This window comes from Methylobacterium sp. 17Sr1-1, assembly GCF_003173775.1.
Taxonomy (GTDB): Bacteria; Pseudomonadota; Alphaproteobacteria; order Rhizobiales; family Beijerinckiaceae; genus Methylobacterium.
In genome coordinates, this window is the sequence record NZ_CP029552.1 from 4605512 (window position 1) to 4631280 (window position 25769).

Here is a 25769-nt window from a genome sequence, read left to right on the forward strand (position 1 = left end):
TTGAAGAAAGCGCGCGGGATCCCCTCTCCAGGCGATGCCGGGCTTGCCCGGTATCGCTGCAAGGTGTGGGAGAGGGGTAGGGGTGAGGGTGCTACGGTTCCGCAGAAGGCACCAACCGTTCCGTTACCAGCACCATGCTCAGCGAACTACACTGAAGCGTGTCACCCTCACCCCTAACCCCTCTCCCACACGGGAGAGGGGGACGCGCTATACTTCGAAGGATTGCCTGTTTCGAGTGAAAGCTGCTGATTGAAGCAGAGAGCTTCGCCTCACCCCTCGATCATCGCCCGGATCCGCCGCGCCAGCAATTCCAACGGGAAGGGCTTGGTGATCATCTGCATGCCGGGGGCCAGGAAGCCCGCCATGGCGGCGTTCTCGGCGTAGCCGGTGATGAACAGCACCTTGAGGTCGGGGCGGTGCTCGCGGGCGGCGTCGGCGAGCTGGCGGCCGTTGAGGCCGGGCAGGCCGACATCGGTGACGAGGAGATCGATGCGGGCCGAGCCCCGCAGGGCCGCGAGGCCGGCCGGGCCGTCCTTCGCCTCCAGCGCCCGGTAGCCGAGGTCGCGCAGCACGTCGACGATGAGGCTGCGCACCGCCGGCTCGTCCTCGACCACCAGCACCGTCTCGCCGCTGCCGGCGGGCGGCGTCGCGGCGGGGGCCGGCGCCGGGACTTCCGCGGCGGGCGGGCCGGCATGACGCGGCAGGTAGAGCGCCACGGTGGTGCCGCGGCCGACCTCCGAGGTGATGACCGCGTGGCCGTCCGACTGGCGGGCGAAGCCGTAGATCATCGAGAGGCCGAGACCGGTGCCCTGGCCCAGCGGCTTCGTGGTGAAGAACGGGTCGAAGGCGCGGCGCACCACCTCCGGCGGCATCCCGGTGCCGGTGTCGGTCACGGCGAGACGGAGATAGGCCCCCGGCGCCACGTCGCCGTGGGCGGCGGCGAAGACCGCGTCGAGCTCGACGTTGCGGGTCTCGACGACGAGGCGCCCGCCCTCCGGCATCGCGTCGCGGGCGTTGATCGCGAGGTTGAGGATCGCGCTCTCGAGCTGGTTGGCGTCGCAGAGCGTCGGCCACAGCCCCTCGGCGAGGCGGGTCTCGAGGGCGACGGTCTCGCCCAGCGTCCGGCGCACCAGGTCCTCGAGCGAGACCACGAGGGCGTTCGCGTCGACCGGCCGCGGGTCGAGGGGCTGGCGCCGGGCGAAGGCCAGCAGCCGGTGGGTCAGCGCCGCGGCGCGGTGGGCCGAGGTCAGCGCCGCCTCGATGTAGCGCGGGGCGACGTCGAGGCGGCCCTGCGAGAGCCGGGTCGAGAGCAGGTCGAGGGAGCCGACGATGCCGGTGAGCAGGTTGTTGAAGTCGTGGGCGATGCCGCCGGTGAGCTGGCCCACCGCCTCCATCTTCTGCGACTGGCGGAAGGCCTCCTCCAGCTCGCGCTGCTCGGTGACGTCGCGCCCGACCGCGTGCAGGTGCTCCTCCCCCGGCACCGCGGTCCAGGACAGGGTGCGGTAGGAGCCGTCGGCGTGGCGGTAGCGGTTCTCGAACAGGAGCGTCGCGTGGCCGTCGGCGAGGCGCTGCGTCTCCGCCCGCGTGCGCGCCCGGTCGTCCGGGTGGACGAGGTCGAGGAAGGGCAGGCCGATCAGGTCCTGCGCCTCCCAGCCCAGCACCGCGCGCCAGGCCGGGTTGAGGGCGGTGATGGTGCCGTCGAAGCGGGCGACGAGCATCACGTCCCGCGACAGGCGCCACATCCGGTCGCGCTCGCGGGTGCGCGCGGCGACCTGGGCCTCCAGCGTCTCGTTGACCTGCCGCAGGGCGTCGGCCGCCTCGTGCCGGACGCGGGCGAGGCGCAGGTTGGTCTCGACCCGGGCGAGCAGCTCGCGGGCCGAGAACGGCTTGATCAGGTAGTCGTCGGCGCCTGCGGCCAGGCCCTCGATGCGGGCCTCCTCGCCGGCCCGGGCCGAGAGCAGGATCACCGGGATGCCGCGCAAGGCCGGATCGGCCCGCAAAGCCGCGAGCAGCCCGAACCCGTCGAGGCCCGGCATCATCACGTCAGAGAGGACGAGGTCGGGCGCGCGGCGGCGGGCTGCCGCCAGCGCCGCCTGCCCGTCGCCCACCGCCTCGACTCCGTGGCCGGCATCGCCGAGCAGGCGCCGGACGTAGGCGCGCATGTCGCTGTTGTCGTCGGCGAGCAGCACCCGGCCGGTGAGGCCGGCGGGGCCCGGGGCCTCGACGAGGTCGGAGGCGGGCGCGGCCTCGTCGTCGAGCCAGCGCGTCGCCTCCTCGACGAAGACGTGGGAGCGGGTGGCGGTCGAGATCCCGGCCCGGGCCGCGCGGATGCGCTCCGGCGGCAGGTGGGCGCGGCCGAGCGGCAGGCTCACCGTGAAGGTGCTGCCGCGGCCCGGCGCACTCTCCACCCCGACCGTGCCGCCGTGCAGCCGGACCAGCTCCTGCACCAGGGCGAGCCCGATGCCCGAGCCCTCGAAGCTGCGCCCCTGCGCGCCCTCGACCCGTTGGAAGCGCTCGAACAGCCGCGGCAGCTCGGCCTCCGGGATGCCGAGGCCGGTATCCGAGACCGTGAGCACCGCGTGGTCGCCCTGAGCCCGCAGCCGCACGGCGATCTCGCCGTCGAGGGTGAACTTGAAGGCGTTGGAGACGAGGTTGAGGACGATCTTCTCCCACATCTCCGGATCGACGAAGGCGGGCTCCGGCAGGGGCGTGCAATCGACGTCGAGGACGAGGCCGGCCTTGTCGGTGGCCGAGCGGAAGCTCGAGGCGAGTTCCGCGGTGAAGCGGGCGAGGTCGAGGGGCTCGTAGGCGGCCTGGGCCCGGCCGGCCTCGATGCGCGAGAAATCGAGGAGCGCGTTGACGAGCTTCAGGAGCCGCAGGCCGTTGCGGTGGGCGAGCTCCACCAGGCGGCTTGTGTCGGGATCGACGGCTGAGGACTCCAGCACCTCGGTCAGCGGCCCGAGCATCAGGGTGAGCGGCGTGCGGAACTCGTGGCTGACGTTGGAGAAGAACACGGTCTTCTGCCGGTCGAGTTCGGCGAAGGCCTCGGCCCGGCGCCGCTCGGCCTCGTAGGCGTTGGCGTTGGCGAGCCCCGTGGCGATCTGGCCGACGAACAGGTCGACGAAGCCGCGATAGGCCTCGTCGAGGGGCCGGTAGGGGTTCAGGCCCGCGACGAACACCCCGGCCGGGCGGTCCTGGCCCTGCTGGGCGATCGGCACGACGCGGGCGTGGACAGGCGGGCGGTCCCAGGGGCCGGACGGCAGGTCGGCGAAGAGCGGCCCGAGGGCGTCCGCCGCCACCGCCGCCGGGCCGGCGGGATCGCGATGCGCCAGCGCGGCGGCCGCGGCCTCGGCCGCCCGCCCGGCGGCCGGGTGGTCCGGCCCGAGTCCCGCCCGGGCGAGCAGGGCCGGCTCGTCGCCCACCAGGTAGGCGAGCGCCACCGGCAGGTCGGGGGTGCCCTCGCCGAGGCAGGCCGCGACGACCGCGCCGACCTCCGCCACGGTCCGGGCCGCCGCCATCCCGGCGCCGAGGTCGCGCAGACACCGCAGGCGCCGCTCGCCGATGACCCGCTCGGTCTCCTCCGAGACGACGCAGAGCATGCCGGTGACGATGCCGGACTCGTCGGCGAGCGGGCTGTAGGAGAAGGTGTGGTAGCTCTCCTCGCTGAAGCCGCGCCGCTCCAGGAACAGCAGCAGCGCCTCGTCCCAGGTCGCCTGGCCGGTGCGCAGCACCTGGGCGATGCGCGGGCCGATATCGGGCCAGATCTCCGCCCAGACCACGTCCGAGCGCGAGCCCAGCGCCCAGGCCTCCTTGACGCCGAGCGTCGGCTTGTAGGCGTCGTTGCAGAAGAAGGTGAGGTCGGGCCCCCAGGCCATCCACATGGCGAAGCGGGAGCCCAGCATGATCCGCACCGCCGTGGTCAGCGATTGCGGCCAGCCCGCGACCGGCCCGAGCGCGGTGGCCGCCCAGTCGTGGGCGCGCAGGCGCGCCCCCATCTCGCCGCCGCCGGGAAAGAGGGTGTCGTGCGGGGTGGGCAGGTTACCGGCCATGGGTATTGTCCAGCATGCCCCGGCGATGGCACGGGCACCCCGGACTGTCAAAAACCAGTCTTAAGAAATGTGAAATGTGCCGGGCCGCCCGCGGGGGATCAAGGGCCCTGGACCGCCTGCCCGGTCAGGGCCTCGCCGATCTCGGCGACGATCTGTTGCGGCGTGGCGCCGACCGAGACCACGAGCGGGTTCTCCTCGGGCGCGGGCTCCTCCAGGGTACGGAACTGGCTGTCGAGCAGACTCGTCGGCATGAAGTGGCCGTGACGGGCCGCCATGCGCCGGCCGATCAGCTCGCGGTCGCCCTGAAGGTAGACGAGGCGCACGTCCGGCCGGTCCCCGACCAGGATGTCGCGATAGGCGCGCTTGAGGGCCGAGCAGGTCACGACCCCGTGGCGTCCCTCCGCGCGCAAGCGGTCGATCCAGGCCGCGATGGCGGCGAGCCAGGGCCAGCGGTCCTCGTCGGTGAGCGGGGTACCGGCCTGCATCTTCTCGACGTTGGCGGCGGGGTGGAAATCGTCCCCGTCCTCGAACTCCCAGCCGAGCCGGCCGGCGAGCAGGCTCGCCACCGTGGTCTTGCCCGAGCCCGCGACGCCCATCACCACGACGACCGCGGGGGGAACCGGGTTGCCTGCCGCATCGTCCATCGTGGCGATTCCTCTCGTTCTTCGTTGGCGTTCTGGAACAGACGATACCGCGCCGGCACCAACCCTCCCCCGCAGAGGGGGGAGGGTCAGGATCGTCGTTCTCACATATGCAGCGCGCGCTTCTCCACCGCGAGCGCGGCTTCCTTCACCGCCTCGGTCAGGGTCGGGTGGGCGTGGCAGGTGCGGGCGATGTCCTCCGACGAGGCGCCGAACTCCATCGCCACCGCGACCTCCATGATGAGGTTGCCGGCATCCGGACCGACGATGTGCACGCCGAGCACCCGGTCGGTCGCGGCGTCGGCCAGCACCTTCACGAAGCCGTCGGTGGTGTGGTTCACCTTGGCGCGGCCGTTCGCGGTGAACGGGAACTTGCCGGTGTTGTAGGTGATCCCGTCCTTCTTCAGCTCCTCCTCGGACTTGCCGACCGAGGCGACCTCCGGCGTGGTGTAGACCACGTTCGGGATCACGCCGTAATTCACGTGACCGGCCTTGCCGGCCAGGATCTCCGCCACCGCGACGCCCTCGTCCTCGGCCTTGTGGGCGAGCATCGGGCCGGCGATCACGTCGCCGATGGCGTAGATGCCGGTGACGTTGGTGGCGTAGCGGTCGTCGGTCTGGATCCGGCCCTTGTTGTCGAGCTGGACGCCGACCGTGTCGAGGCCGAGGCCCGCGGTGTAGGGCACGCGGCCGATCGCCACGAGGACCACGTCGGCCTCCAGCACCTCGGCGGCACCGCCCGCGGCCGGCTCGACCGTGACCTTGGCGCCCGCGTTGCTGCGCTCGACGCCCGTCACCTTCTGCGACAGGCGGAACTGGATGCCCTGCTTCTGGAGGATGCGCTGGAACTGCTTGCCGACCTCGCCGTCCATGCCCGGCAGGATCCGGTCGAGATACTCGACCACGGTGACCTCGGCGCCGAGACGGCGCCAGACCGAGCCGAGCTCGAGGCCGATCACGCCGGCGCCGATGACCACGAGCTTGCCCGGGACCTTGGTCAGGTCGAGGGCGCCGGTGGAGGAGACCACCACCTCCTCGTCGATGGTGACGCCCGGCAGGTTGGCGACGTCCGAGCCCGTCGCGATCACGACGTTCTTGGCCTCGAGGATCTGGTTGCCGCCATCCTCCGAGATGACCTCGACCCGGCCGGCGCCGGCGAGACGCCCGGTGCCCTGGAACGCATCGACGCCGTTCTTCTTCAGGAGGAACGCGACGCCCTTGGTGTTGCCGTCGACGCCGTCCTGCTTGAACGCCATCATCTTGGCGAGGTCGAGCTTCGGCTCGCCCACGGTGATGCCGAGCACCGGCAGGTGCTTGGTCGTCTCCTCGAACGCCTCGGAGGCGTGCAGCAGGGCCTTCGAGGGGATGCAGCCGACATTGAGGCAGGTGCCGCCATGGGTCGGGCGCTTCTCGACCACGGCGGTCTTCAGGCCGAGCTGGGCGGCGCGGAGCGCACAGACGTAACCGCCGGGGCCGGTGCCGATGACGACGAGATCGTAGGAGGACATTCAGGACTCGCGAGGTTGGGAGCGGCGGGCCATCGAGGCTCCGCCGCCAGATGAGTGAGCGGGGTTGAGGAGCGGCTAGCGGCCGCCCGAGATCGTCAGGGTCGTGCCGGTGGCGTAGGAGGCCTCGTCCGAGAGGAGCCACATCACCGCGGCCGCGATCTCGTCGGCGGTGCCGGCGCGCTTCATCGGCACGAGCGGGCTCAACCGCGCCAGCCGATCCGGCTGGCCGCCGCTGGCATGGATGTCGGTCTCGATCAGGCCGGGGGCGACGCCGTTGACCCGGATCCCCTCCTGGGCGACCTCGCCGGCCAAGCCGGTGGTGAAGGTGTCGATGGCGCCCTTGGAGGCCGCATAGTCGACGTACTGGCCCGGAGCGCCGAGGCGGGCCGCGACCGACGAGATGTTGACGATGACGCCGCCCCGCCCGCCGTGGCGGGTCGACATCCGCCGTACCGCCTCGCCGGCGCACAGGAACGAGCCGATGACGTTGGTGGTCAACATCCGGTTGAGCCGCGCGAACGTCATCTCGTCGACGCGGGCCGCGTAGTCGACGACGCCGGCATTGTTGACGAGGCCGCCGAGGGTGCCGAGGCCGTCCGCCGCCTGGAACAGGGCCGGGATGTCGGCCTCGACCGCGACGTCGCTCCGCACGGCCAGCGCCTTGCCGCCGTGCTCCTCGATCTCCCGCACCAGGGCGTCGGCGGCGTCCTTGGCCGCGACGTAGGAGAAGCAGACCCGCCAGCCGGCCCGCGCCGCGCGTAACGAGACCGCCCGGCCGATGCCGCGGCTGCCGCCGGTGACCACCAGGACCTTGTCCATCGTAAGCCGCTCCCCGATGCGAGAGGCCCCTCCCCCGGGCGGGGAAGGGGCTGGTTGGTCTTAGAGGTCGAGCACGAGGCGCGCCGGGTCCTCCAGGGCCTCCTTGACCCGCACAAGGAAGGTCACGGCCTCCTTCCCGTCGACGATGCGGTGATCGTAGGACAGGGCGAGGTACATCATCGGCCGCGCCTCGATCTTGCCGTTGCGCACCACCGGCCGCTCCTCGATGCGGTGCATGCCGAGGATGCCCGATTGCGGCGCGTTGAGGATCGGGGTCGACATCAGCGAGCCGTAGATGCCGCCGTTGGTGATCGTGAACGTGCCGCCCTGCATGTCCTCGATCGACAGCTTGCCGTCGCGGGCCTTGCGGCCGAAGCCGGTGATGGCCTTCTCGATCCCGGCGATCGACAGCTGGTCGGCGTCGCGCACCACCGGCACGACCAGGCCCTTGTCGGTGCCGACCGCGATGCCGACGTGGTAGTAGTTCTTGTAGACGATGTCCTGGCCGTCGATCTCGGCGTTCACCGCCGGCACGTCCTTCAGGGCGCCGATCACCGCCTTGGTGAAGAAGCCCATGAAGCCCAGCTTGGCGCCGTGCTTCTTCTCGAACACGTCCTTGTACTGCTGGCGCAGGGCCATCACCGCGCCCATGTCGACGTCGTTGAACGTCGTCAGCATCGCGGCGGTGTTCTGGGCGTCCTTGAGGCGCCGGGCGATGGTCTGGCGCAGCTTGGTCATGCGCACCCGCTCCTCGCGGGAGGCATCGTCCGGGGCGGACGGCGCGCGGGCGACCTGCGGGGCCGGAGCCGGGGCGGGGGCCGAGGCGCCCGACGAGATCGCCGAGAGCATGTCGCCCTTGGTCACGCGGCCGTCCCTGCCGCTGCCCTTCACCGACGACGGGTCGACGCCGGATTCGTGGGCGAGGCGCGCGACGGCCGGGCCGTTGTCGCCGGACGCGTGGCCCTTCGGGGCGGCGTCGCCGTGGCTGCCGTAGGAGGCGGACGAGGACTTGGCCGGTGCCTCGGCGGCGGCCTTCGGGGCCTCCTTGGGCGCCTCGGCCTTGGGAGCGGCCGCGCCGTTGCCGGCGGAGGCGCCGCCCTCGACGATTGAGCCGAGGAGCGCGCCCGGCTCCACCGTCTCGCCGTCCTTGGCGACGATGTCGCCGAGCTGGCCGGAGGCCGGGGCGTTGACCTCCAGGGTGACCTTGTCGGTCTCGAGCTCGACCAGGGGCTCGTCGGCCTTCACGGTGTCGCCGGGCTTCTTGAACCAGCGGCCGATCGTGGCCTCGCTCACGGACTCGCCGAGCGTCGGGACGCGGATTTCGGTGGCCATGTCTTCCGTCGGGGTTGGGGCGAGGACTGTCGCCCGGAACTGCAAGGATCAGGCGGCGCCCCGCGAGGGGCGCCGGTGAAGGATGATCAGACCGCCAGGGCCTCGTTGAGGAAGGCCTGGAGCTGGTCGAGGTGCTTCGACATCAGGCCGACGGCGGTCGAGGCCGAGGCCGGGCGGCCGACGTAGCGCGGGCGCTTGGAGGCGGAGCCGGCCTGGTTGAGGACCCACTCGAGGTAGGGCTCGACGAAGGCCCACGAGCCCATGTTCTTGGGCTCCTCCTGGCACCACACCACCTCGGCGTTGCGGAAGCGCGAGATCTCGGTGGCGAGGGACTTCAGCGGGAACGGGTAGAGCTGCTCGACGCGCATCAGGTACACGTCGGAGATGCCGCGCTTCTCACGCTCCTCGTAGAGGTCGTAATAGACCTTGCCCGAGCAGAGCACGACGCGCCGGACCTTGTCGTCCTTCGACAGCTTCACGCCGTCCTGCGCCTTCTCGGCGTCGTCCCACAGCACCCGGTGGAAGGTCGAGCCCTCGGCGATGTCCGAGAGGGCCGAGACCGCCCGCTTGTGGCGCAGGAGCGACTTCGGGGTCATCAGCACCAGCGGCTTGCGGAAGTCCCGCTTCAGCTGGCGGCGCAGGATGTGGAAGTAGTTCGAGGGCGTCGTGCAGTTGGCGACCTGCATGTTGTCCTCGGCGCACATTTGCAGGTAGCGCTCGAGACGGGCGGACGAGTGCTCCGGACCCTGGCCCTCGTAGCCGTGCGGCAGCAGCATCACCAGGCCCGACATGCGCAGCCACTTGCGCTCGCCGCTACTGATGAACTGGTCGACCACGACCTGCGCGCCGTTGGCGAAGTCGCCGAACTGCGCCTCCCACAGCACCAGGGAGTTCGGCTCGGCCAGCGAGTAGCCGTACTCGAAGCCGAGCACCGCCTCCTCCGAGAGCATCGAGTTGATGACCTCGTAGCGGCTCTGGCCGTCCTTGATGTGGTTGAGGGGCGTGTAGCGCTCCTCGTTCTCCTGGTCGATCACCACCGAGTGGCGCTGCGAGAAGGTGCCGCGCTCGACGTCCTGGCCCGACAGGCGGACCCGGTGACCTTCGGTGAGGAGCGAGCCGAAGGCCAGCGCCTCGGCGGTCGCCCAGTCCAGCCCCTCGCCGGTCTCGATCGCCTTGGCGCGGTTGTCGAGGAAGCGGCGGATGGTGCGGTGCAGGTGGAAGTCCTGCGGCACCGTGGTGATGGCCTTCCCGATCTCCCGCAGGGTATCGGCCGGCACGCCGGTGCGGCCGCGGCGCGGGTCGTCCTCGTCCTCGCGCACCGCCTTCAGGCCCGACCAGCGGCCGTCGAGCCAGTCGGCCTTGTTGGCCTTGTAGCCGGTGGCGATGTCGAACTCGCTGTCGAGGGTGGCGCGGAACTCGGCCTTGCGGTCGTCGAGCTCCTTCTGGCTCACCACGCCGCTCTCGGTCAGCCGCTTGCCGTAGGTCTCCAGCGTCGAGGGGTGCTTGCGGATGATCTGGTACATCTTCGGCTGGGTGAACGCGGGCTCGTCGCCCTCGTTGTGGCCGAAGCGGCGGTAGCAGAGCATGTCGATCACCACCGGCTTGTGGAACTTCTGCCGGTACTCGGTGGCGATCTTGGCCGCGAAGGTGACGGCCTCGGGGTCGTCGCCGTTGCAGTGGAAGATCGGCGCCTCGACCATCTTCGCCACGTCGGACGGATAGGGCGAGGAGCGCGAGAAGCGCGGATCGGTGGTGAAGCCGATCTGGTTGTTGATGATGAAGTGGATCGAGCCGCCGGTGCGGTGGCCCTTCAGGCCCGACAGGCCGAAGCACTCCGCCACCACGCCCTGGCCCGCGAAGGCGGCGTCGCCGTGGATGAGGAGCGGCAGCACGGTGGTGCGCTGCTCGTCGCCGGTCTGGTCCTGCTTGGCGCGCACCTTGCCGAGCACCACCGGATCGACGATCTCGAGGTGCGAGGGGTTGGCGGTCAGCGAGAGGTGGACGGTGTTGCCGTCGAAGGCCCGGTCGCTCGACGCGCCGAGGTGGTACTTCACGTCGCCCGAGCCCTCGACCTCGGCCGGCGACGACGAGCCGCCCTTGAACTCGTGGAAGATCGCCCGGAACGGCTTCGACATCACGTTGGCGAGCACGTTGAGGCGGCCGCGATGGGCCATGCCCAGCACGATGTCGGTGACGCCGAGCGCCCCGCCGCGCTTGATGATCTGCTCGAGCGCCGGGACCATCGCCTCCGAGCCGTCGAGGCCGAAGCGCTTGGTGCCGGTATACTTGAGGTCGAGGAACTTCTCGAAGCCTTCCGCCTCGATCATCTTGTTGAGGATCGCCCGCCGGCCCTGCTCGGTGAACGAGATCTCCTTGTCCTTGCCCTCGATGCGCTCCTGGATCCAGGCCTTCTCCTCCGGATCGGAGATGTGCATGAATTCGACGCCGAGCGTCTGGCAGTAGGTCCGCTCCAGGATCGCGACGATCTCCCGGATGGTGCCGAATTCGAGGCCGAGCACGTTGTCGAGGAAGATCGGCCGGTCCCAGTCGGACTCGGCGAAGCCGTAATGCTGCGGGTGCAGTTCCTCGTGGTCGCCGCGCGGCTGCAGGCCCAGCGGATCGAGCTTGGCGTGCAGGTGGCCGCGCATGCGGTAGGCGCGGATCAGCATGATCGCGCGGACCGAGTCCTTGGTCGCCTGGAGCACGTCGGCCGGGGTGGCCGCCTGGCCCTTGGCCTCCTGCTTGGCCTTGATCTTCTCGCCGACCGCCTTCTCGATCTGCGCCCAGTTGCCGTCGAGCGCCGAGACGATCTCGCCGTTGGCGGCGATCGGCCAGTTCGGCTTGGCCCAGGACGCGCCCTCGGCGTTCTTGACGACGATCGCACTCTCCTCCTTCAGGCCGGAGAAGAAGCTGCGCCACTCGGGATCGACCGCGTTGGGATCCCGGGTGTAGGTCGCGTAGAGCTCCTCGATGTAATCGGCGTTGCCTCCGTAGAGGAACGAGGTTCCGAGGAGGGCGTCGTTCGCGTCCTGGCGTGCCATGGCGATCTGTCTATCCGCGCTGGTCGATCGGAGGCCGGCTTCTCGCCTCCGGGTGAGGCGGGAGAATGGCGGTCCATCGACGGTGGGGGCGCCCGCGGGAGCGGGCGCGAGGATGTGTTACGAACTCAAGAGAGTTGACGTTTGCTTGCGATGTGGGTGCGGGAGGCAAATCCCGCACGCCACGTCTGCCATGCGCGAGGCGAAGGGCATCGGCGTCCTAGGGGACGACTCAGCCCTTCAGGACCTCGACCAGGGTCTTGCCGAGGCGCGCCGGCGACGGCGAGACGCGGATGCCGGCCTCCTCCATCGCGGCGATCTTGTCCTCGGCGCCGCCCTTGCCGCCCGAGATGATCGCGCCGGCATGGCCCATCCGGCGGCCGGGAGGCGCCGTGCGGCCGGCGATGAAGCCGACCATCGGCTTCTTGCGGCCGCGCTTGGCCTCGTCACGGATGAACTGCGCCGCCTCTTCCTCGGCCGAGCCGCCGATCTCGCCGATCATCACGATCGACTCGGTCTTGTCGTCCTTGAGGAACATCTCGAGCATGTCGATGAACTCGGTGCCCTTCACCGGGTCGCCGCCGATGCCGACCGCGGTGGTCTGGCCGAGGCCCTCGTTGGTGGTCTGGAACACCGCCTCGTAGGTCAGGGTGCCGGAGCGCGACACGATGCCGACCGATCCCGGGCGGAAGATGTTGGCCGGCATGATGCCGATCTTCGACTCGCCGGCGGTGACGATGCCGGGGCAGTTCGGGCCGATCAGGCGCGACTTCGAGCCCTCGAGCGAGCGCTTCACCCGCACCATGTCGAGGACCGGGATGCCTTCGGTGATGCAGACGATCAGCGGGATCTCGGCGTCGATCGCCTCGCAGATCGCGTCGGCGGCGCCCGGCGGCGGCACGTAGACCACCGAGGCGTCGGCGCCGGTGGCGTGGCGGGCTTCCTTCACGGTGTCGAACACCGGCAGGCCGAGATGGGTCGCGCCGCCCTTCCCCGGCGAGGTGCCGCCGACCATCTTGGTGCCGTAGGCGATCGCCTGCTCGGAGTGGAAGGTCCCGTTCTTGCCGGTGAAGCCCTGGCAGATGACCTTGGTGTTCTTGTCGATGAGGATGGACACGTGCGATCTCCGGAGATCTGCATTCTAGGATGGGCGGTGCGGCTCAGGCAGACCGAGCGTTGAGGTGCACCGCACCTGAGAAACCTGCGCCGAGGGGGAGCCCGACCGGGCTCCGCTCACGAGAAGGGCGCCTGCGAGAGGCGCCCTGCCCTCCTCAGCCCTTGCGCACCGCCGCGACGATCTTCTGCGCCGCGTCGTCGAGGTCGTCGGCCGGGATCACGTTGAGGCCCGAGGAGCGGATGATCTCCTTGCCCTTCTCGACGTTGGTGCCCTCGAGGCGCACCACCAGCGGGACCTGCAGGCCCACCGCCTTGACGGCCGCGATCACCCCGTTGGCGATCACGTCGCATTTCATGATGCCGCCGAAGATGTTGACCAGGATGCCCTTCACGTTCGGGTCGGCGGTGATGATCTTGAAGGCCGCGGTGACCTTCTCCTCCGAGGCGCCGCCGCCGACGTCGAGGAAGTTCGCCGGCTCTTCGCCGTAGAGCTTGATGATGTCGAGGGTCGCCATCGCCAGGCCCGCCCCGTTCACCATGCAGCCGATGGTGCCGTCGAGCGCGATGTAGGCGAGGTCGTACTTCGAGGCCTCGATCTCCTTCTCGTCCTCCTCGGTGACGTCGCGCAGCTGCACGATCTCCGGGTGGCGGTAGAGGCTGTTCGAATCGAACGAGATCTTGGCGTCCAGGCACTTCAGGTGCCCGTCCTTGGTGACGATGAGCGGGTTGATCTCCAGCATGCTCATGTCCTTGGCGGTGAACGCCTTGTAGAGCTTGCTGGTCAGGTCCTCCGCCTCCTTGGCGAGCGGGCCGGTCAGGCCGAGCGCCTTGGCGACCGCGCGGCCGTGATGGGGCATCGCGCCGGTGGCCGGGTCGACCGAGAAGGTGATGATCTTCTCAGGGGTGTCGTGGGCGACCTGCTCGATGTCCATGCCGCCCTCGGTCGAGACCACGAAGGCGACCTTGCCGGTCTCGCGGTCGACGAGCATCGACAGGTAGAACTCGGTCTCGATGTCCGAGCCGTCCTCGATGTAGAGGCGGTTGACCTGCTTGCCGGCCTCGCCGGTCTGCACCGTCACGAGGGTGCGGCCGAGCATCTGCTCGGAGAAGGCCTTGACCTCCTCGACCGACTTGGCGAGGCGCACGCCGCCCTTCTCGCCGGCCTCGGCCTCCTTGAACTTGCCCTTGCCGCGCCCGCCGGCGTGGATCTGGGACTTCACGACCCAGAGCGGGCCGCCCAGCTCGTTGGCGGCGGCCTCGGCCTCGGAGGCCTTGAAGATGGCGCGGCCGTTCGAGACCGGCAGGCCGAACTCCTTGAGGACGGCCTTGGCTTGATACTCGTGGATGTTCATGGGGCGACAAGCTTTCTTAAGTCAGGCGGGGCGTCGGGGGAGGCGGCGCGGGATCTGCCCGCGCCGCCCGTCGGGCCTTACGCCAGCGCGCCGTTGATGCCCTTGCAGGCCTCGACCAGGCCCTTCACGGAGTTGACCGACTTCTCGAACATCGCCTTCTCCTCAGCCGTGAACTCGACCTCGACGATGCGCTCGACGCCGTTCTCGCCGATCACGATCGGCACGCCGATGAACAGGCCGTCGACGCCGTACTGGCCGGTGAGGTGGGCCGCGCAGGGCAGGACCCGCTTCTTGTCCTTGAGGTAGCTCTCGGCCATCGCGATCGCGGAAGCCGCCGGCGCGTAGAAGGCCGAGCCGGTCTTGAGCAGGTTGACGATCTCGCCGCCCCCTTTACGGGTCCGCTCGACCATGGCGTCGAGCTTCTCCTGGGTCGTCCAGCCCAGCTTGACGAGGTCGGGCAGCGGCACGCCGGCCACCGTCGAGTAGCGCACCAGCGGCACCATGTCGTCGCCGTGGCCGCCGAGCACGAAGGCGGTGACGTCCTCGACCGAGACCTGGAACTCGTCCGCCAGGAAGTGGCGGAAACGGGCCGAGTCGAGCACGCCGGCCATGCCGACGATCTTCTTCGGGTCGAGGCCGGAGAACTTCTGCAGCGCCCACACCATCGCGTCGAGCGGGTTGGTGATGCAGATCACGAAGGCGTTCGGGGCATGGGTCTTGATGCCGGTGCCGACCGCTTCCATCACCTTCAGGTTGATGCCGATCAGGTCGTCGCGGCTCATGCCGGGCTTGCGCGGCACGCCGGCGGTCACGATCACCACGTCGGCCCCGGCGATCGCCGCGTAGTCGCTGGCGCCGCTGTACTTGGCGTCGAAGCCGTCGACCGGGGCCGACTCGGCGATGTCGAGGCCCTTGCCCTGCGGCACGCCGTCGGCGATGTCGAACAGCACGACGTCGCCCAGCTCCTTGAGGCCGGCGAGGTGCGCGAGCGTGCCGCCGATCTGTCCAGCGCCGATGAGCGCGATCTTCTTGCGTGCCATGTGTGAACCGATCCTTCGCGGTGTGGTGGAACCGTCGGGGGGCCGGGGTCCGCTCGCGAGGAGCCCGCGCCGGCGGGTGCCTCTTTGGCGAAAAAAGCCGTGGCCGACAACCCGAGGGCCTTGCGCGGGGCGCCGGGGCAGCGCTAACGCCGCGCTCACGGCTCGTCATACGATCTGAATCTGTCAGTCGAATCAATATTTTGTCGCGATGTCCCACCGCGCGTTACAATTTTGTAAGTTTGTCAGCAGGCTTACAGGGTCCCGATGCGCAGGATCCGCAGCATCGCCCGGATGACCGCACCGAGGCGGGCCTCGATCAGGTCGCGCGGGACCTCGGCGTCGAGCTGGATCGAGACCGGGTGCAGGAAGCGGTGGCTGGTGTCGAAGATGAAGGCGAGGCCGCGCTCGCGGTCGCGCAGCGAGAAGGTGCCGGCATTCATCCCCTCCTCGATCACCCGCTCGACCAGCTGGCGCAGGCGGCCGCGGTGGCGCCGGGCGATCGGCCGCGACTCGACCGTGGCGTCGCGGTGGACGGCGAACAGGTGCGGGTCCCGCGCCAGCACCTCGCGCTGCATCGAAGCGAGCGCCAGGAGCAGGCGTTCGAGCTTGTCGTCGGCGGGGTCGGGCGCGTCCGCGATGGCGCCGAGCTCGGCCTCGACCTCGCGCAGCCAGCGGCCCGCCACCGCGTCGACGAGGGCGGTCTTCGACGGGAAGTAGCGGTAGACGTTGGCATGCGTCATGCCGGCTTCCGCCGCGACCCCGACCACGGTGACCTGCCGGTGGCCGAGCCGGCGCAGGTGGTCGGCGGCGATCGCGAGCAGCCGCGCATCGGCAGAGAGCGGCGCCGGCCTGGCGCGGGAGACCGGGGCGGCGGGAAACGGTCCGTCCGTCGGAGACGTCTCGTCGCGGGACTGGGCGCCGGAGCGGCTGCGGGGCGTAAGACTCGGGGACACTTGGAACTCGGGGACAAGATTGAACCGGTCGTGCGACGATCCCGCCAGGGTAGCGGCGGGCCGGCGGCAGGAGAAGCCCCGGGCCGGCGCCGCAAAAGACGCAGTATCAGACCCGGTAGCGCCGGTGCAGGCTCGACACCACGTCCTCGGCCAGCCCCAGCCGCTCGGCGAGATAGGCCAGATACAGCTGGTTGACCCTGCGGCGCTGGTCGACGGCGAGCAGCGAGGCGACGTAGGCGTAGGCGCCGAGATCGGCGTCCAGGATCGCGTCGAGGAGGTCGCCGAGGGCGAGCGGCGCGGCCAGCGCCTTGTCGAGGCGCTGGCGCTCGGCCTCCGCCGCGCTGATCCGGGTGAGCGCGTCGCGCACCGGGGCGGGATCCTGCCGGCGCCCCTGGGCCAGGAAGGCCGCCGCCATCGCCTGGATGACGAGGTCGCGTTGGCCTGGCTCCAGCACCCGGAGGTTCAGGGTCAGCGGCACCAGGGTCTGATGGCGGTTCTGCAGGAAGGCGTGCAGCACCTTCTGGGCGAGGGCCTCGGTGACCACCGCGTCCGCGCGCCCCGCCCGCCGGTCGCGCCGCGAGGCCCGGGCCGGGGCGGCCTCCGGCTCCTCGACCTCGTCGGTCGCGTCGCGTCCGAAGGCGCGGGTGAGGAAGGCGAAGCTCATTGCGGGGTCTCGGGTCTCGCGGTCGGCATCAACGTGCGGCCGCCCGACGGGCTCCGCTGGTTCGGCCGCCAAGTCGCGTGCGCCACTCTCCCACAGCCGGCATTCTCATAGCCCGCGTTGCAGATCATACGGAATTTCCGTATGTCACACACCCATGACGGCCGATCGGTTCGACCTCGCCAAGGACGCGATCAATCGCCAGAAGCACAAACTGCCCCCTGGCCTTCGGCGACCGGATCTTCGAGGACGACGAGCATCTGCTCATCCCGTCGATTCGCGAGATCGACGGAGAGGAGAGGTTCAAAGTGGTCGGATCGTCGAGGGGAAGCTGTTTACCGGCGTGTTTGTCTGGCGGGGGGAACTGCTTCGTTTCATCTCGGTGTGAAGGAGCAACAAGGGTGAGGAGCGAGCCTATCGCGCTGCCGGCTGACCCGGTCGACGCCGAGGATTTCGACGTGAGTGTCGATGCGCTGGACCGCAGCCAGCGCGCACGCCTGATCCGCCGGACGCGAACCGGGCTCGGCCTGTCGCAAACCGAGTTCGCCAGCCGCTTCCGGGTCCCGGTCGGTACGCTGCGCGACTGGGAGCAGGCACGGGCGACGGCGCCGGATTTCGCTGTCGCCTACGTGCGGGTCATCGGGCGGCACCCGGATCTGGTGGCCGACGCCGTCGCCTAGGTCCCTGCGGGTGTAGGCGCGACTCTCTGGAGTCATGCCGACGACCGTCGCGGTGACCTGTTGCGGGCGGCAGGCGCCGCCGAAGGAGCAACGACGCGGGTGATCGGCCGCCGCCGCGCAAACTCTTCGCCTCCCTGCCCTGGGCGGCGCCCCGCGCGGCCCAATCTAGAGGGCCCGATACCCCGCATCAGGATCACCGCACCGGCATGACACGCCCCCGACCGTCTATACGGAGCCTTTGCCGGAGCCTCTGCCGGAGCCCCCGCGCATGACCCTCGACCAGGGCCTCGCCTTCGGCCTCATCGGGGTCACCGTCCTGCTCTTCGTCTGGGGGCGGCTGCCCTACGACCTCGTGGCGCTCCTCTCCCTCGTCGCCGGCGTCGCGCTCGGGCTGGTGCCGGCCTCGAAGGCGTTCGACGGCTTCGCCGACGACGTGGTGATCATCGTGATGAGCGCGCTGGTGATCTCGTCCGCCGTCTCCCGCTCCGGCGTGATCGAGAGCGCGATGCGCCCGTTCCTGCCCTACCTGCGAAAACCCCGCCAGCAGGTGCCGGCGCTCGCCGGCGCGGTGATGGGCCTCTCGGTCGTCACCAAGAACATCGGGGCGCTCGCGATCCTGATGCCGGTGGCGATCCAGCTCGGCCGCAAGACCGGCACGTCGGCCTCGCAGCTCCTGATGCCGATGTCCTTCGCCTCGCTGATCGGCGGCCTCGTCACTCTGGTCGGCTCGTCGAACAACATCATCGTCGCCAAGGTGCGGGCCGACGTCGTCGGCGAGCCCTTCGGGATGTTCGATTTCACGCCCGTCGGCCTCGGCCTCGCGGTGGCGGGCCTCGCCTTCCTGTCGGTGGGCTACCGGCTGCTGCCGAAGGACCGGCGCCCCGGGAGCTCGCTGGCCGACGCCTTCCGGATCGAGGCCTACACCACCGAGGCCTGCCTCTCGGCGGAATCACCCCTCGTCGGCGCCACCGTGGGCGAGCTGGAGGCGCTCGGCGACGGCGACGTGACGGTGGCGACCGTCATCCGCGAGCGCTTCCGCCGCTACGTGCCGGGTCCGGACTGGCGGCTCCAGGCCGACGACATCCTGCTCCTCGACGGCGAGCCGGAGGACCTGGAGCGCCTGGTGGCGCGGGCCAAGCTCACCCTCGTCGGCACGCAGAGCCCCGCGGGCGAGGTCGCGGTGATCGAGGCGGTGATCCCGGACGGCTCGGCGCTCGCCGGCACCACCGCGGGGGGCGCCGATCTCGCCGGGCGCCACGGCACGGCGTTGCTCGCGGTGAGCCGCTCCGGCGCGGCGATCACCCGGCGCATCGGCAGCGTGCGCCTGCGCGCCGGCGACGTGGTGGTCCTGCGTGCTCCCCCCGAGCGCCTGGCCGAGGTGCTCTCGGAATTCGGCCTGCTGCCGCTCGCCGAGCGCAAGCTCGCGCTCGGCCACAGCCGCCGCAGCTACATCCCGATCGCGGTGCTGGCCGGGGCGATGGCGCTGGTGGCGCTCCACCTCGTGCCGGTGGCGATGGCGTTCTTCGGTGCGGCGGTGCTGCTGCTGCTCCTGCGCGTCATGACCATGCACGAGGCCTATGAGACGATCGAGTGGCCGGTGATCGTGCTGCTCGGCGCCCTGATCCCGGTGAGCGACGCGGTGCGCGCCACCGGCGGCACCGACCTCATCGCCGGCGCGCTCTCGCACACGATGCAGAGCGTACCGCCGATGCTGGCGATCGGGCTCCTGCTGATCGCCGCGATGGCGGTGACGCCGTTCCTCAACAACGCCGCGACGGTGCTGGTGATGGGACCGATCGGCGCCAGCCTCGCCCAGAAGCTCGGGCTCAACCCGGACCCGTTCCTGATGGCGGTGTCGGTGGGAGCGGCCTGCGACTTCCTCACCCCGATCGGCCACCAGTGCAACACCCTGGTGATGGGTCCGGGCGGCTACCGCTTCGGCGACTATGCCCGCCTCGGCCTGCCGCTCTCGCTCATGGTGATCGTGGTCGGCACGCTGCTGATCAGCCTGTTCTGGCCGGTGGCGCCGCGGTGAGGCGGGGCCCTTGAGAACCCCCACTTGCCGAAACGTCATTCCTTAGGGGATTGTCCGTACGTGACACCGTGTCGCCACGGGCCAGAATCGTGTCTCCCGGGCCCGGGGGATACAGGAGTGACATGACGGCGATCTGGTTCATCTTCGCGCTCATGACCGGCTTGGCGGTGCTCGTCCTGCTCTGGCCGATGTCGCGCCGGCTCGCGCTCGCGGCCGTGCCGGAGGGCGAGGCGCGGATCGCCACCGAGACCGGCTTCTACCGCGACCAGCTGCGGGAGATCGACCGCGACGCGGCCCGCGGCCTCCTGGCCGAGCCGGAGGCCGAGGCGGCCCGGGCAGAGGCGGCGCGCCGCCTGCTGCGGGCGAGCCGCGAGCCCGGCCGCACCGCCGGTGCGGTCGGCGAGCCGGCCCTGCGTCGGCGCCGCGCGGCCTCGGCCTTCGCCCTCTCGACGGTGCCGCTGGTGGCTCTCCTCGTCTACGGGATGTACGGCTCGCCGGACCTGCCGGCCCAGCCCCAGGCCGAGCGCCTGGCCCATGCGCGATCGGCCGGCAACGACCTCGCCGCGGCGGTGGCGCAGATCGAGGCGCACCTCGCCAAGGCGCCGGAGGACGGCCGCGGCTGGGCGGTGCTCGCCCCGGTCTACTTGCGCGTCGGGCGCGGCGAGGACGCGATCAAGGCCTACGAGAACTCGCTCAGGTTGCTTGGCGAGGATGCGACCCGGCTCGCCGATTACGGCGAGGCCCTGGTGGCGACGGGCGACGGAGTCGTCTCGTCGCGGGCCCGCGACGCCTTCGAGCGGGCGCTCAAGCAGGATCCCAACGCGGTCAAGCCGCAATTCTACCTCGCCCGCGCCGCCGAGCAGGACGGCGACCGCGCCCAGGCCCGCACCCGCTACGCCGCGCTCGCGGCGGGAGCGCCGCCCGAGGCGCCCTGGCTGCCGATGGTGCGCGACAGCCTCGCCCGCCTCGACGGCACCGCGCCGCCTCCCGCCGCGGCGAAGCCCGCCGCGGGTCCCGGCATGAGCGAGGAGCAGCGCGGCATGGTCCGCGGCATGGTCGAGGGGCTGGCCCAGCGCCTCGCCGAGAAGGGCGGGACGCCGGAGGAATGGGCCCGGCTGGTGCGCTCCTACGGGGTGCTGGGCGAGCGATCGAGGGCGGAGGAGATCCTGGCGCAGGCCCGGACCGCCCTCGGGAACGATCCGGCCAGGCTCGCGCCGGTGGAGGAGGCCGCCCGGGAGATGGGAGTGGGCGCGCCGAAGGCGGCGCCGTGACGATCGCGACGCCTGACCCCCCCGCCGCGGGGGAGGGTGGCCTGCGGAGCAGGCCGGGAGAGGGGACCGCGACGGTGCCGAACGTGGCGCCCTTCATGGCGGTCGCGACCTCTCCGGAAGCGTGGTTCCCCTCTCCCGCCCGGCTCCGCCGGGCACCCTCCCCCGCAGAGGGGGGAGGGATCAGGCCCGCGCTCTACTCGGCACCGCCGCCCAAGCACTGCTATACACCGACAACCAACAGAGCCGGCCCCGCGCCGGCCGCCCCCGGGAGACGCCATCCATGACCCTCGCCACCCCCCTCCCCCATCGTCCCGCCTGAGCCCCGCCCCATGACGCGCCGGCGCCGCCGTTCCGTCCTCATCCTCGTCTGCGGCGCCGTGCTGGCGGTGGCCCTCGGGCTCGTCCTCTCGGCGATGCGCGACACCATCGTGTTCTTCCGCTCGCCCACCGAGGTGGCGGGCCAGAAGGTCGCGCCGGGCACCCGCTTCCGCCTCGGCGGGCTGGTCGAGGCCGGCTCGCTCAAGCGCGAGGCCGACGGCAAGGTGGCGTTCGCCGTCACCGATACCGGCTCGACCGTGCAGGTGCGCTACCGCGGCCTGCTGCCCGACCTCTTCCGCGAGGGCCAGGGCGTGGTGACCGAGGGCGTGCTGGAGCCCGACGGCATTTTTCGCGCCGACACCGTGCTCGCCAAGCACGACGAGACCTACATGCCCCGCGAGGTCGCCGACGCCCTCAAGGCGCAGGGGCGCTGGCAGGAAGGCGGGGCCAAGGAAGGCGGCGCCAAGCAAGGCGGGACCAAGCCCGGAACCGCGCAGGCCGAGCCCGTCTCCCGCACCGCCGTCCAATAGTCCCTCCCCGTGCGGCGGAAGGTCTTGGCGGCGCTCGGCACGAAGCGGACTAAGGTGACGTCCGCGATCCGCCGCGGCAGGACGCCGGGCGGGAGAGCCGTCGACCGATCTCCCGTCCCGATGGACTTCACGCTCACCGAAAGGTCGCCCTGGTGCTGATCGAGGTTGGTCACTACGCCCTCGCCCTCGCGCTCGCCCTGTCCCTGACGCAGATGGTGATGCCGGTCTGGGCGAGCCGCGCCGCCGACCCCGTCCTGCGCAGCGTCACGGTGCCGGCGGCGCTCGCCACCTTCGCGTGCATCGCCTTCGCGTTCGGGGCGCTGACCTACGCCCACGTCACCTCGGACTTCTCGGTCCAGAACGTCGTCGAGAACTCGCACTCGATGAAGCCGCTGATCTACAAGATCTCCGGCGTCTGGGGGAACCACGAGGGCTCGATGCTGCTCTGGGTGCTGATCCTGGCGCTGTTCGGCGCCGTGGTGGCGCTCGCCCGCAACGCCGTGCCGCCCACCTTGCGCGCCAACACGCTCGGCGTGCAGGCCGCCATCACCGCGGTGTTCCTGCTCTTCATCCTCGTCACCTCGAACCCGTTCGCCCGGCTCAACCCGGCCCCGGTCGAGGGGCGCGACCTCAACCCGCTGCTCCAGGATCCCGGCCTCGCGATCCATCCGCCGCTGCTCTATCTCGGTTATGTCGGCTTCTCGATCACCTTCGCCTTCGCCATCGCGGCCCTGATCGAGGGCCGGATCGACGCCGCCTGGGCCCGCGCCGTGCGGCCCTGGACGCTGGCGGCCTGGTGCTTCCTCACCGTCGGCATCGCCATGGGGTCGTACTGGGCCTATTACGAGCTCGGCTGGGGCGGCTGGTGGTTCTGGGACCCGGTCGAGAACGCCTCGCTGATGCCTTGGCTCGCCGGCACGGCGCTCGTTCACTCCACCGTCGTCATGGAGAAGCGCGACGCGCTCAAGGTCTGGACGGTGCTGCTCGCCATCCTGACCTTCTCGCTGTCGCTGCTCGGCACCTTCCTGGTGCGCTCAGGGGTCCTCACCTCGGTCCACACCTTCGCCACCGACCCGACCCGGGGCACCTTCATCCTCGGCATCCTGGTCCTGTTCATCGGCGGCTCGCTGGCGCTGTACGCCTGGCGCGCCCCCACCCTGCGCCAGGGCGGCCTGTTCGCGCCGATCTCGCGCGAGGGCGCATTGGTGATGAACAACCTGTTCCTGTCGGCGGCCTGCGCCACGGTGCTGGTCGGCACCCTCTACCCGCTCGTCCTCGAGTCGCTGACGGGCGAAAAAATCTCGGTCGGGCCGCCCTTCTTCAACCTGACCTTCCTGCCGCTCGCCGTGCCGCTGCTCCTCGTGGTGCCGTTCGGCCAGACGCTCGCCTGGAAGCGCGGCGACCTCGCGGCGGCGAGCCAGCGGCTGTTCGTCGGTTTCGCGCTCGCGCTCGCCGTTGCGCTTCTGGCCATCGCGGTCACCTGGGGCGGACCGGTGGGGGCGCCGCTCGGCATCGGGCTCGGCGCCTACCTGATCCTGGGCGCCGCCCTCGAGATCGTCACCCGGGCGAAGGGCAAGACATTCGGGTTGTCGCTGCGCCGCGCAGCCGGCCTGCCGCGCTCGGCCTGGGGCACGGCGCTGGCGCATGCCGGCGTCGGCGTCACGGTGATCGGCATCGCCGCCCAGGCCTGGAGCGTCGAATCCCTCGCCACCGTGAAGCGCGGCGGCGAGCTGCGCGCCGGTCCCTACGTCGCGGCTCTGGAGGGCGTCCTGCCCCGCACCGGGCCGAACTACACCGAGACCGTGGCCCATCTGACCATCCGCGAGGGCGGCGACCCGGTCGGGGTGATCGAGCCGGGCAAGCGCTTCTACGCGTCGCGCAACATGTCGGTGAGCGAGGCGGGCCTGCTCACCCTCGGGGTGAGCCAGGTCTATGCCAGCGTCGGCGAGACCGGGACCGACGGCAGCCTCGGCATCCGCCTGTACTACAAGCCCCTGGTGCTGCTGATCTGGCTCGGCGCCGTGGTGATGGCGCTCGGCGGCGGCCTCTCCCTCACCGACCGGCGCTTCCGCGTCGGCGCCCCGGCCCTGCGGCCGGCGATCCGCGACGCCGCCGGCCCGGTGCCGCCCCACTCGGTCCCCGCAGAGTAGGACAGGTCAGTCACCCCGATGCGTGCGCTCCGCTCCGCCCTCCTCGCCCTGGCGCTCCTCATGCCCGTCGCCGCCGGCGCCGTGCAGCCCGAGGAGGTGATGAAGGACCCGACCCTGGAGAAGCGGGCCCGGGCGATCTCGGCGGGCCTGCGCTGCCTCGTCTGCCAGAACCAGTCGATCGACGATTCCGACGCGCCGCTCGCCCGTGACCTGCGGCTGATCGTGCGCGAGCGCCTGCGCCAGGGCGACGACGACGATTCGGTGCTGCGCTACGTGGTGCAGCGCTACGGCGAGTTCGTGCTGCTGCGCCCCGTCGTCGCCTGGCACACCGCGCTCCTCTGGCTGACCCCGGTGCTGGTGGTCGGCCTCGGCGGCCTCGCCCTCTTCGCGACCTCCCGTAAGCGGAAGGCGTCCCAGCCCAAGGCCCTCTCGGCCGCCGAAGAGGCGGCGGTCGCCGACCTGATGCGCCGGGCCGAATCGCGATGAGCGGGGGCCTCACCGACATCGCCGGCATCCGCGTCGGCCACGCCGAGGATGCCCGCGCCCTCTCGGGCACCACCGCGATCGTCTTCGATGCACCGACGGTGGCCGCGGTCGATATCCGCGGCGGCGGGCCGGGCACGCGGGATACGGATCTCCTCGATCCCGAGCGCACGGTGGCGGGGGTGGACGCCCTCGTCCTGTCCGGCGGCTCGGTCTTCGGGTTGGATGCCGCCGCCGGTGTCGTCGCCCGCCTCGCCGAGACCGGTCGCGGCTTCGCGGTCGGCCCGGCCCGGGTGCCGATCGTGCCGGCGGCGATCCTGTTCGACCTCCTCAACGGCGGCGACAAGGCGTGGGGCCGTTTCTCGCCCTACCGCGATCTCGGCTACGCCGCGGCCGTCGCGGCGAGCGCCGGTCCGGTGGCGATGGGCTCGGTCGGGGCCGGGCTCGGCGCCCGGACCGCCAACCTCAAGGGCGGCCTCGGCAGCGCCTCCGCCCTGGTCGAGGGCACGGGCGCCCGCGTCGCCGCCCTGGTGGCGGTGAACGCCCTCGGACGGGTCACCGTCGGGGACGGACCGCATTTCTGGGCCGGGCCGTTCGAGGAGGGAACCGAGTTCGGAGGCCTCGGCCCTGCGCCAAAAATCCCGCCCGACGCCTTCGCCTGGCCGGCAAAGCCGATGCCGGGCGCCAACACGACGATCGCGGTGGTCGCGACCGATGCGCGCCTGACCAAGGCCGAGGCCCGCCGCCTCGCCGTGACGGCGCAGGACGGTCTCGCCCGGGCGATCGTGCCGGCCCACACACCCCTCGACGGCGACCTCGTCTTCTCCGCCGCGACCGGCGCCGTGCCGCTCGCCGATCCCGTCGGGGATCTGGCGCGATTGGGCGACGCGGCGGCGCGGGTGCTGGCGCGGGCGGTGGCGCTCGGGGTCTACCATGCGCGCGCCCTGCCGGTGACGGGGGCGCAAGCGGCGTGGCGGGACCGGTTCGAGGGGTGAGAGGGTTAAGCCCCTACCCGTTCTTCACACCCGACCCTTTCCCGGACGACTGGAGCGTCAAAGGACGCTTCGCGACTTTTTGCGCTGGATCCCGGATCTCCTTCCACTTCGTTGCAGTCGTGTAGGACCGTACCGGGCCCGGAAAGGTCCGGGTCGCCAAGGGTGAAGGGTGGGCGCCCGATCCGGTACGCCCGCCCCACTCCTCACAATCGATACCGCAGTCCCGCCGTGACCCCATGCGCTACGCCGGCCGGGGGCCGATCGGCATCGAATGGAATCTGGTGCGGCGCGCGGGCCAAGGTTGCGCCGGCGGCCTCGCCCGGACGACCGAGCCGTGGCAGAAGCCTCGCGATCGAAGGAGAGGTCGAGGCGGTGAGCTACCTGGTGGTCTTTCTCGGCGCCGGCCTCGGCGGGGCCCTGCGCCACGGCGTCAACCTCTGGGCGGCGCGGGCGGGCAGCGGCTTTCCGTTCGGCACCATGCTGATCAACATCGCCGGCTCGATCCTGATGGGGGTGCTCACCGGCTGGTTCGCCGCGAGGGGCGCGGGGCCGCAGGCCCTGCGGCTGTTCCTCACCACCGGGGTTCTCGGCGGCTTCACCACCTTCTCGACCTTCTCGCTCGAGGCGTTCCTGCTCTGGGAGCGCGGCGCGCACGCGGCGGCGCTCACCTATGTCGGCGTCTCGGTGGCGGCCGGCATCGCGGGCGTCGCCGCGAGCCTCTGGGTGCTGCGCCAGCTCGCGTGAACGGAGGCCCGGCGGGTTGACAAGCGGGGGGATCGGAGGCGGAGTCTTCTTCAA

The 25769-nt window shown here is 71.1% G+C and carries 19 protein-coding genes; 8 read left to right on the top strand and 11 right to left on the bottom strand.

Translation table 11 applies throughout. The annotated features are described in order from the left end of the window. Positions 1 to 269 precede the first annotated feature (269 nt). From DK412_RS20850 to DK412_RS20900, 11 genes are all read right to left on the bottom strand, one after another. Entirely contained in the window at positions 270 to 4049 is a 3780-nt protein-coding gene (locus DK412_RS20850) for an ATP-binding protein (RefSeq protein WP_109973516.1), read from the bottom strand. A gap of 98 nt (positions 4050 to 4147) precedes the next feature. Continuing rightward, positions 4148 to 4693 carry a gluconokinase gene (locus DK412_RS20855; protein WP_109973517.1) on the bottom strand — a complete coding sequence of 182 codons (546 nt, stop codon included), beginning with the start codon at positions 4691 to 4693 and terminating at the stop codon, positions 4148 to 4150. A 101-nt stretch (positions 4694 to 4794) separates the two neighbouring features. Continuing rightward, positions 4795 to 6198 carry a dihydrolipoyl dehydrogenase gene (lpdA, locus tag DK412_RS20860; protein WP_109973518.1) on the bottom strand — a complete coding sequence of 468 codons (1404 nt, stop codon included), beginning with the start codon at positions 6196 to 6198 and terminating at the stop codon, positions 4795 to 4797. A gap of 75 nt (positions 6199 to 6273) precedes the next feature. Continuing rightward, entirely contained in the window at positions 6274 to 7017 is a 744-nt protein-coding gene (locus tag DK412_RS20865) for an SDR family oxidoreductase (RefSeq protein ID WP_109973519.1), read from the bottom strand. Between the two features lie 60 nt (positions 7018 to 7077). Further along, positions 7078 to 8349: a 2-oxoglutarate dehydrogenase complex dihydrolipoyllysine-residue succinyltransferase gene (gene odhB, locus DK412_RS20870; RefSeq protein WP_109973520.1), complete on the bottom strand. Its 1272-nt coding sequence runs from the start codon at positions 8347 to 8349 to the stop codon at positions 7078 to 7080. An 86-nt stretch (positions 8350 to 8435) separates the two neighbouring features. Next, entirely contained in the window at positions 8436 to 11390 is a 2955-nt protein-coding gene (locus DK412_RS20875) for a 2-oxoglutarate dehydrogenase E1 component (RefSeq protein ID WP_109973521.1), read from the bottom strand. Positions 11391 to 11619: 229 nt separating this feature from the next. Further along, positions 11620 to 12504, bottom strand: coding sequence for a succinate--CoA ligase subunit alpha (sucD, locus tag DK412_RS20880; RefSeq protein WP_109958687.1), 885 nt, complete (start codon positions 12502 to 12504; stop codon positions 11620 to 11622). Between the two features lie 154 nt (positions 12505 to 12658). After that, entirely contained in the window at positions 12659 to 13855 is a 1197-nt protein-coding gene (gene sucC / locus DK412_RS20885; protein ID WP_109973522.1) for an ADP-forming succinate--CoA ligase subunit beta, read from the bottom strand. Positions 13856 to 13932: 77 nt separating this feature from the next. Further along, positions 13933 to 14895 carry a malate dehydrogenase gene (gene mdh / locus DK412_RS20890; RefSeq protein ID WP_109973523.1) on the bottom strand — a complete coding sequence of 321 codons (963 nt, stop codon included), beginning with the start codon at positions 14893 to 14895 and terminating at the stop codon, positions 13933 to 13935. A gap of 251 nt (positions 14896 to 15146) precedes the next feature. Beyond that, complete coding sequence (locus DK412_RS20895; RefSeq protein ID WP_245447786.1) at positions 15147 to 15716, bottom strand: TetR/AcrR family transcriptional regulator; 570 nt, start codon at positions 15714 to 15716, stop codon at positions 15147 to 15149. A gap of 238 nt (positions 15717 to 15954) precedes the next feature. Then, positions 15955 to 16512 carry a DUF533 domain-containing protein gene (locus DK412_RS20900; RefSeq protein WP_109973525.1) on the bottom strand — a complete coding sequence of 186 codons (558 nt, stop codon included), beginning with the start codon at positions 16510 to 16512 and terminating at the stop codon, positions 15955 to 15957. 398 nt (positions 16513 to 16910) lie between these two features. Here DK412_RS20900 and DK412_RS20910 point away from each other — a divergent pair, with 398 nt between their 5' ends. The 8 genes from DK412_RS20910 to crcB all read left to right on the top strand — a co-directional run bounded on the left by DK412_RS20910 (position 16911) and on the right by crcB (position 25715). Then, positions 16911 to 17189: a helix-turn-helix domain-containing protein gene (locus tag DK412_RS20910; RefSeq protein WP_109973526.1), complete on the top strand. Its 279-nt coding sequence runs from the start codon at positions 16911 to 16913 to the stop codon at positions 17187 to 17189. 268 nt (positions 17190 to 17457) lie between these two features. Then, positions 17458 to 19224 carry an SLC13 family permease gene (locus DK412_RS20915; RefSeq protein ID WP_109973527.1) on the top strand — a complete coding sequence of 589 codons (1767 nt, stop codon included), beginning with the start codon at positions 17458 to 17460 and terminating at the stop codon, positions 19222 to 19224. 122 nt (positions 19225 to 19346) lie between these two features. Next, a complete protein-coding gene (gene ccmI / locus DK412_RS20920) occupies positions 19347 to 20495 on the top strand; it encodes a c-type cytochrome biogenesis protein CcmI (protein ID WP_109973528.1) in 1149 nt (382 codons plus the stop codon). A gap of 329 nt (positions 20496 to 20824) precedes the next feature. Then, positions 20825 to 21343, top strand: a complete 519-nt coding sequence (ccmE, locus tag DK412_RS20925) for a cytochrome c maturation protein CcmE (RefSeq protein ID WP_109973529.1) — start codon at positions 20825 to 20827, stop codon at positions 21341 to 21343. A 152-nt stretch (positions 21344 to 21495) separates the two neighbouring features. Further along, positions 21496 to 23493 (top strand): heme lyase CcmF/NrfE family subunit, encoded by a 1998-nt coding sequence (locus DK412_RS20930; RefSeq protein ID WP_109973530.1) that lies wholly within the window; start codon positions 21496 to 21498, stop codon positions 23491 to 23493. Positions 23494 to 23511: 18 nt separating this feature from the next. Further along, positions 23512 to 23979: a cytochrome c-type biogenesis protein gene (locus tag DK412_RS20935; RefSeq protein WP_109973531.1), complete on the top strand. Its 468-nt coding sequence runs from the start codon at positions 23512 to 23514 to the stop codon at positions 23977 to 23979. Then, positions 23976 to 24971: a P1 family peptidase gene (locus DK412_RS20940; RefSeq protein ID WP_109973532.1), complete on the top strand. Its 996-nt coding sequence runs from the start codon at positions 23976 to 23978 to the stop codon at positions 24969 to 24971. The genes DK412_RS20935 and DK412_RS20940 overlap by 4 nt, the downstream gene beginning before the upstream one ends. Before the next feature lie 372 nt (positions 24972 to 25343). Then, entirely contained in the window at positions 25344 to 25715 is a 372-nt protein-coding gene (gene crcB, locus DK412_RS20945) for a fluoride efflux transporter CrcB (RefSeq protein WP_109973533.1), read from the top strand. Positions 25716 to 25769: the final 54 nt, after the last annotated feature.

Coding starts and splice junctions, on each gene's coding strand:
- DK412_RS20850 (WP_109973516.1), bottom strand. CDS start 4,049: ATGGCCGGTAACCTGCCCACCCCGCACGACACCCTCTTTCCCGGCGGC.
- DK412_RS20855 (WP_109973517.1), bottom strand. CDS start 4,693: ATGGACGATGCGGCAGGCAACCCGGTTCCCCCCGCGGTCGTCGTGGTG.
- lpdA (WP_109973518.1), bottom strand. CDS start 6,198: ATGTCCTCCTACGATCTCGTCGTCATCGGCACCGGCCCCGGCGGTTAC.
- DK412_RS20865 (WP_109973519.1), bottom strand. CDS start 7,017: ATGGACAAGGTCCTGGTGGTCACCGGCGGCAGCCGCGGCATCGGCCGG.
- odhB (WP_109973520.1), bottom strand. CDS start 8,349: ATGGCCACCGAAATCCGCGTCCCGACGCTCGGCGAGTCCGTGAGCGAG.
- DK412_RS20875 (WP_109973521.1), bottom strand. CDS start 11,390: ATGGCACGCCAGGACGCGAACGACGCCCTCCTCGGAACCTCGTTCCTC.
- sucC (WP_109973522.1), bottom strand. CDS start 13,855: ATGAACATCCACGAGTATCAAGCCAAGGCCGTCCTCAAGGAGTTCGGC.
- mdh (WP_109973523.1), bottom strand. CDS start 14,895: ATGGCACGCAAGAAGATCGCGCTCATCGGCGCTGGACAGATCGGCGGC.
- DK412_RS20900 (WP_109973525.1), bottom strand. CDS start 16,512: ATGAGCTTCGCCTTCCTCACCCGCGCCTTCGGACGCGACGCGACCGAC.
- DK412_RS20915 (WP_109973527.1), top strand. CDS start 17,458: ATGACCCTCGACCAGGGCCTCGCCTTCGGCCTCATCGGGGTCACCGTC.
- ccmI (WP_109973528.1), top strand. CDS start 19,347: ATGACGGCGATCTGGTTCATCTTCGCGCTCATGACCGGCTTGGCGGTG.
- ccmE (WP_109973529.1), top strand. CDS start 20,825: ATGACGCGCCGGCGCCGCCGTTCCGTCCTCATCCTCGTCTGCGGCGCC.
- DK412_RS20935 (WP_109973531.1), top strand. CDS start 23,512: ATGCGTGCGCTCCGCTCCGCCCTCCTCGCCCTGGCGCTCCTCATGCCC.
- DK412_RS20940 (WP_109973532.1), top strand. CDS start 23,976: ATGAGCGGGGGCCTCACCGACATCGCCGGCATCCGCGTCGGCCACGCC.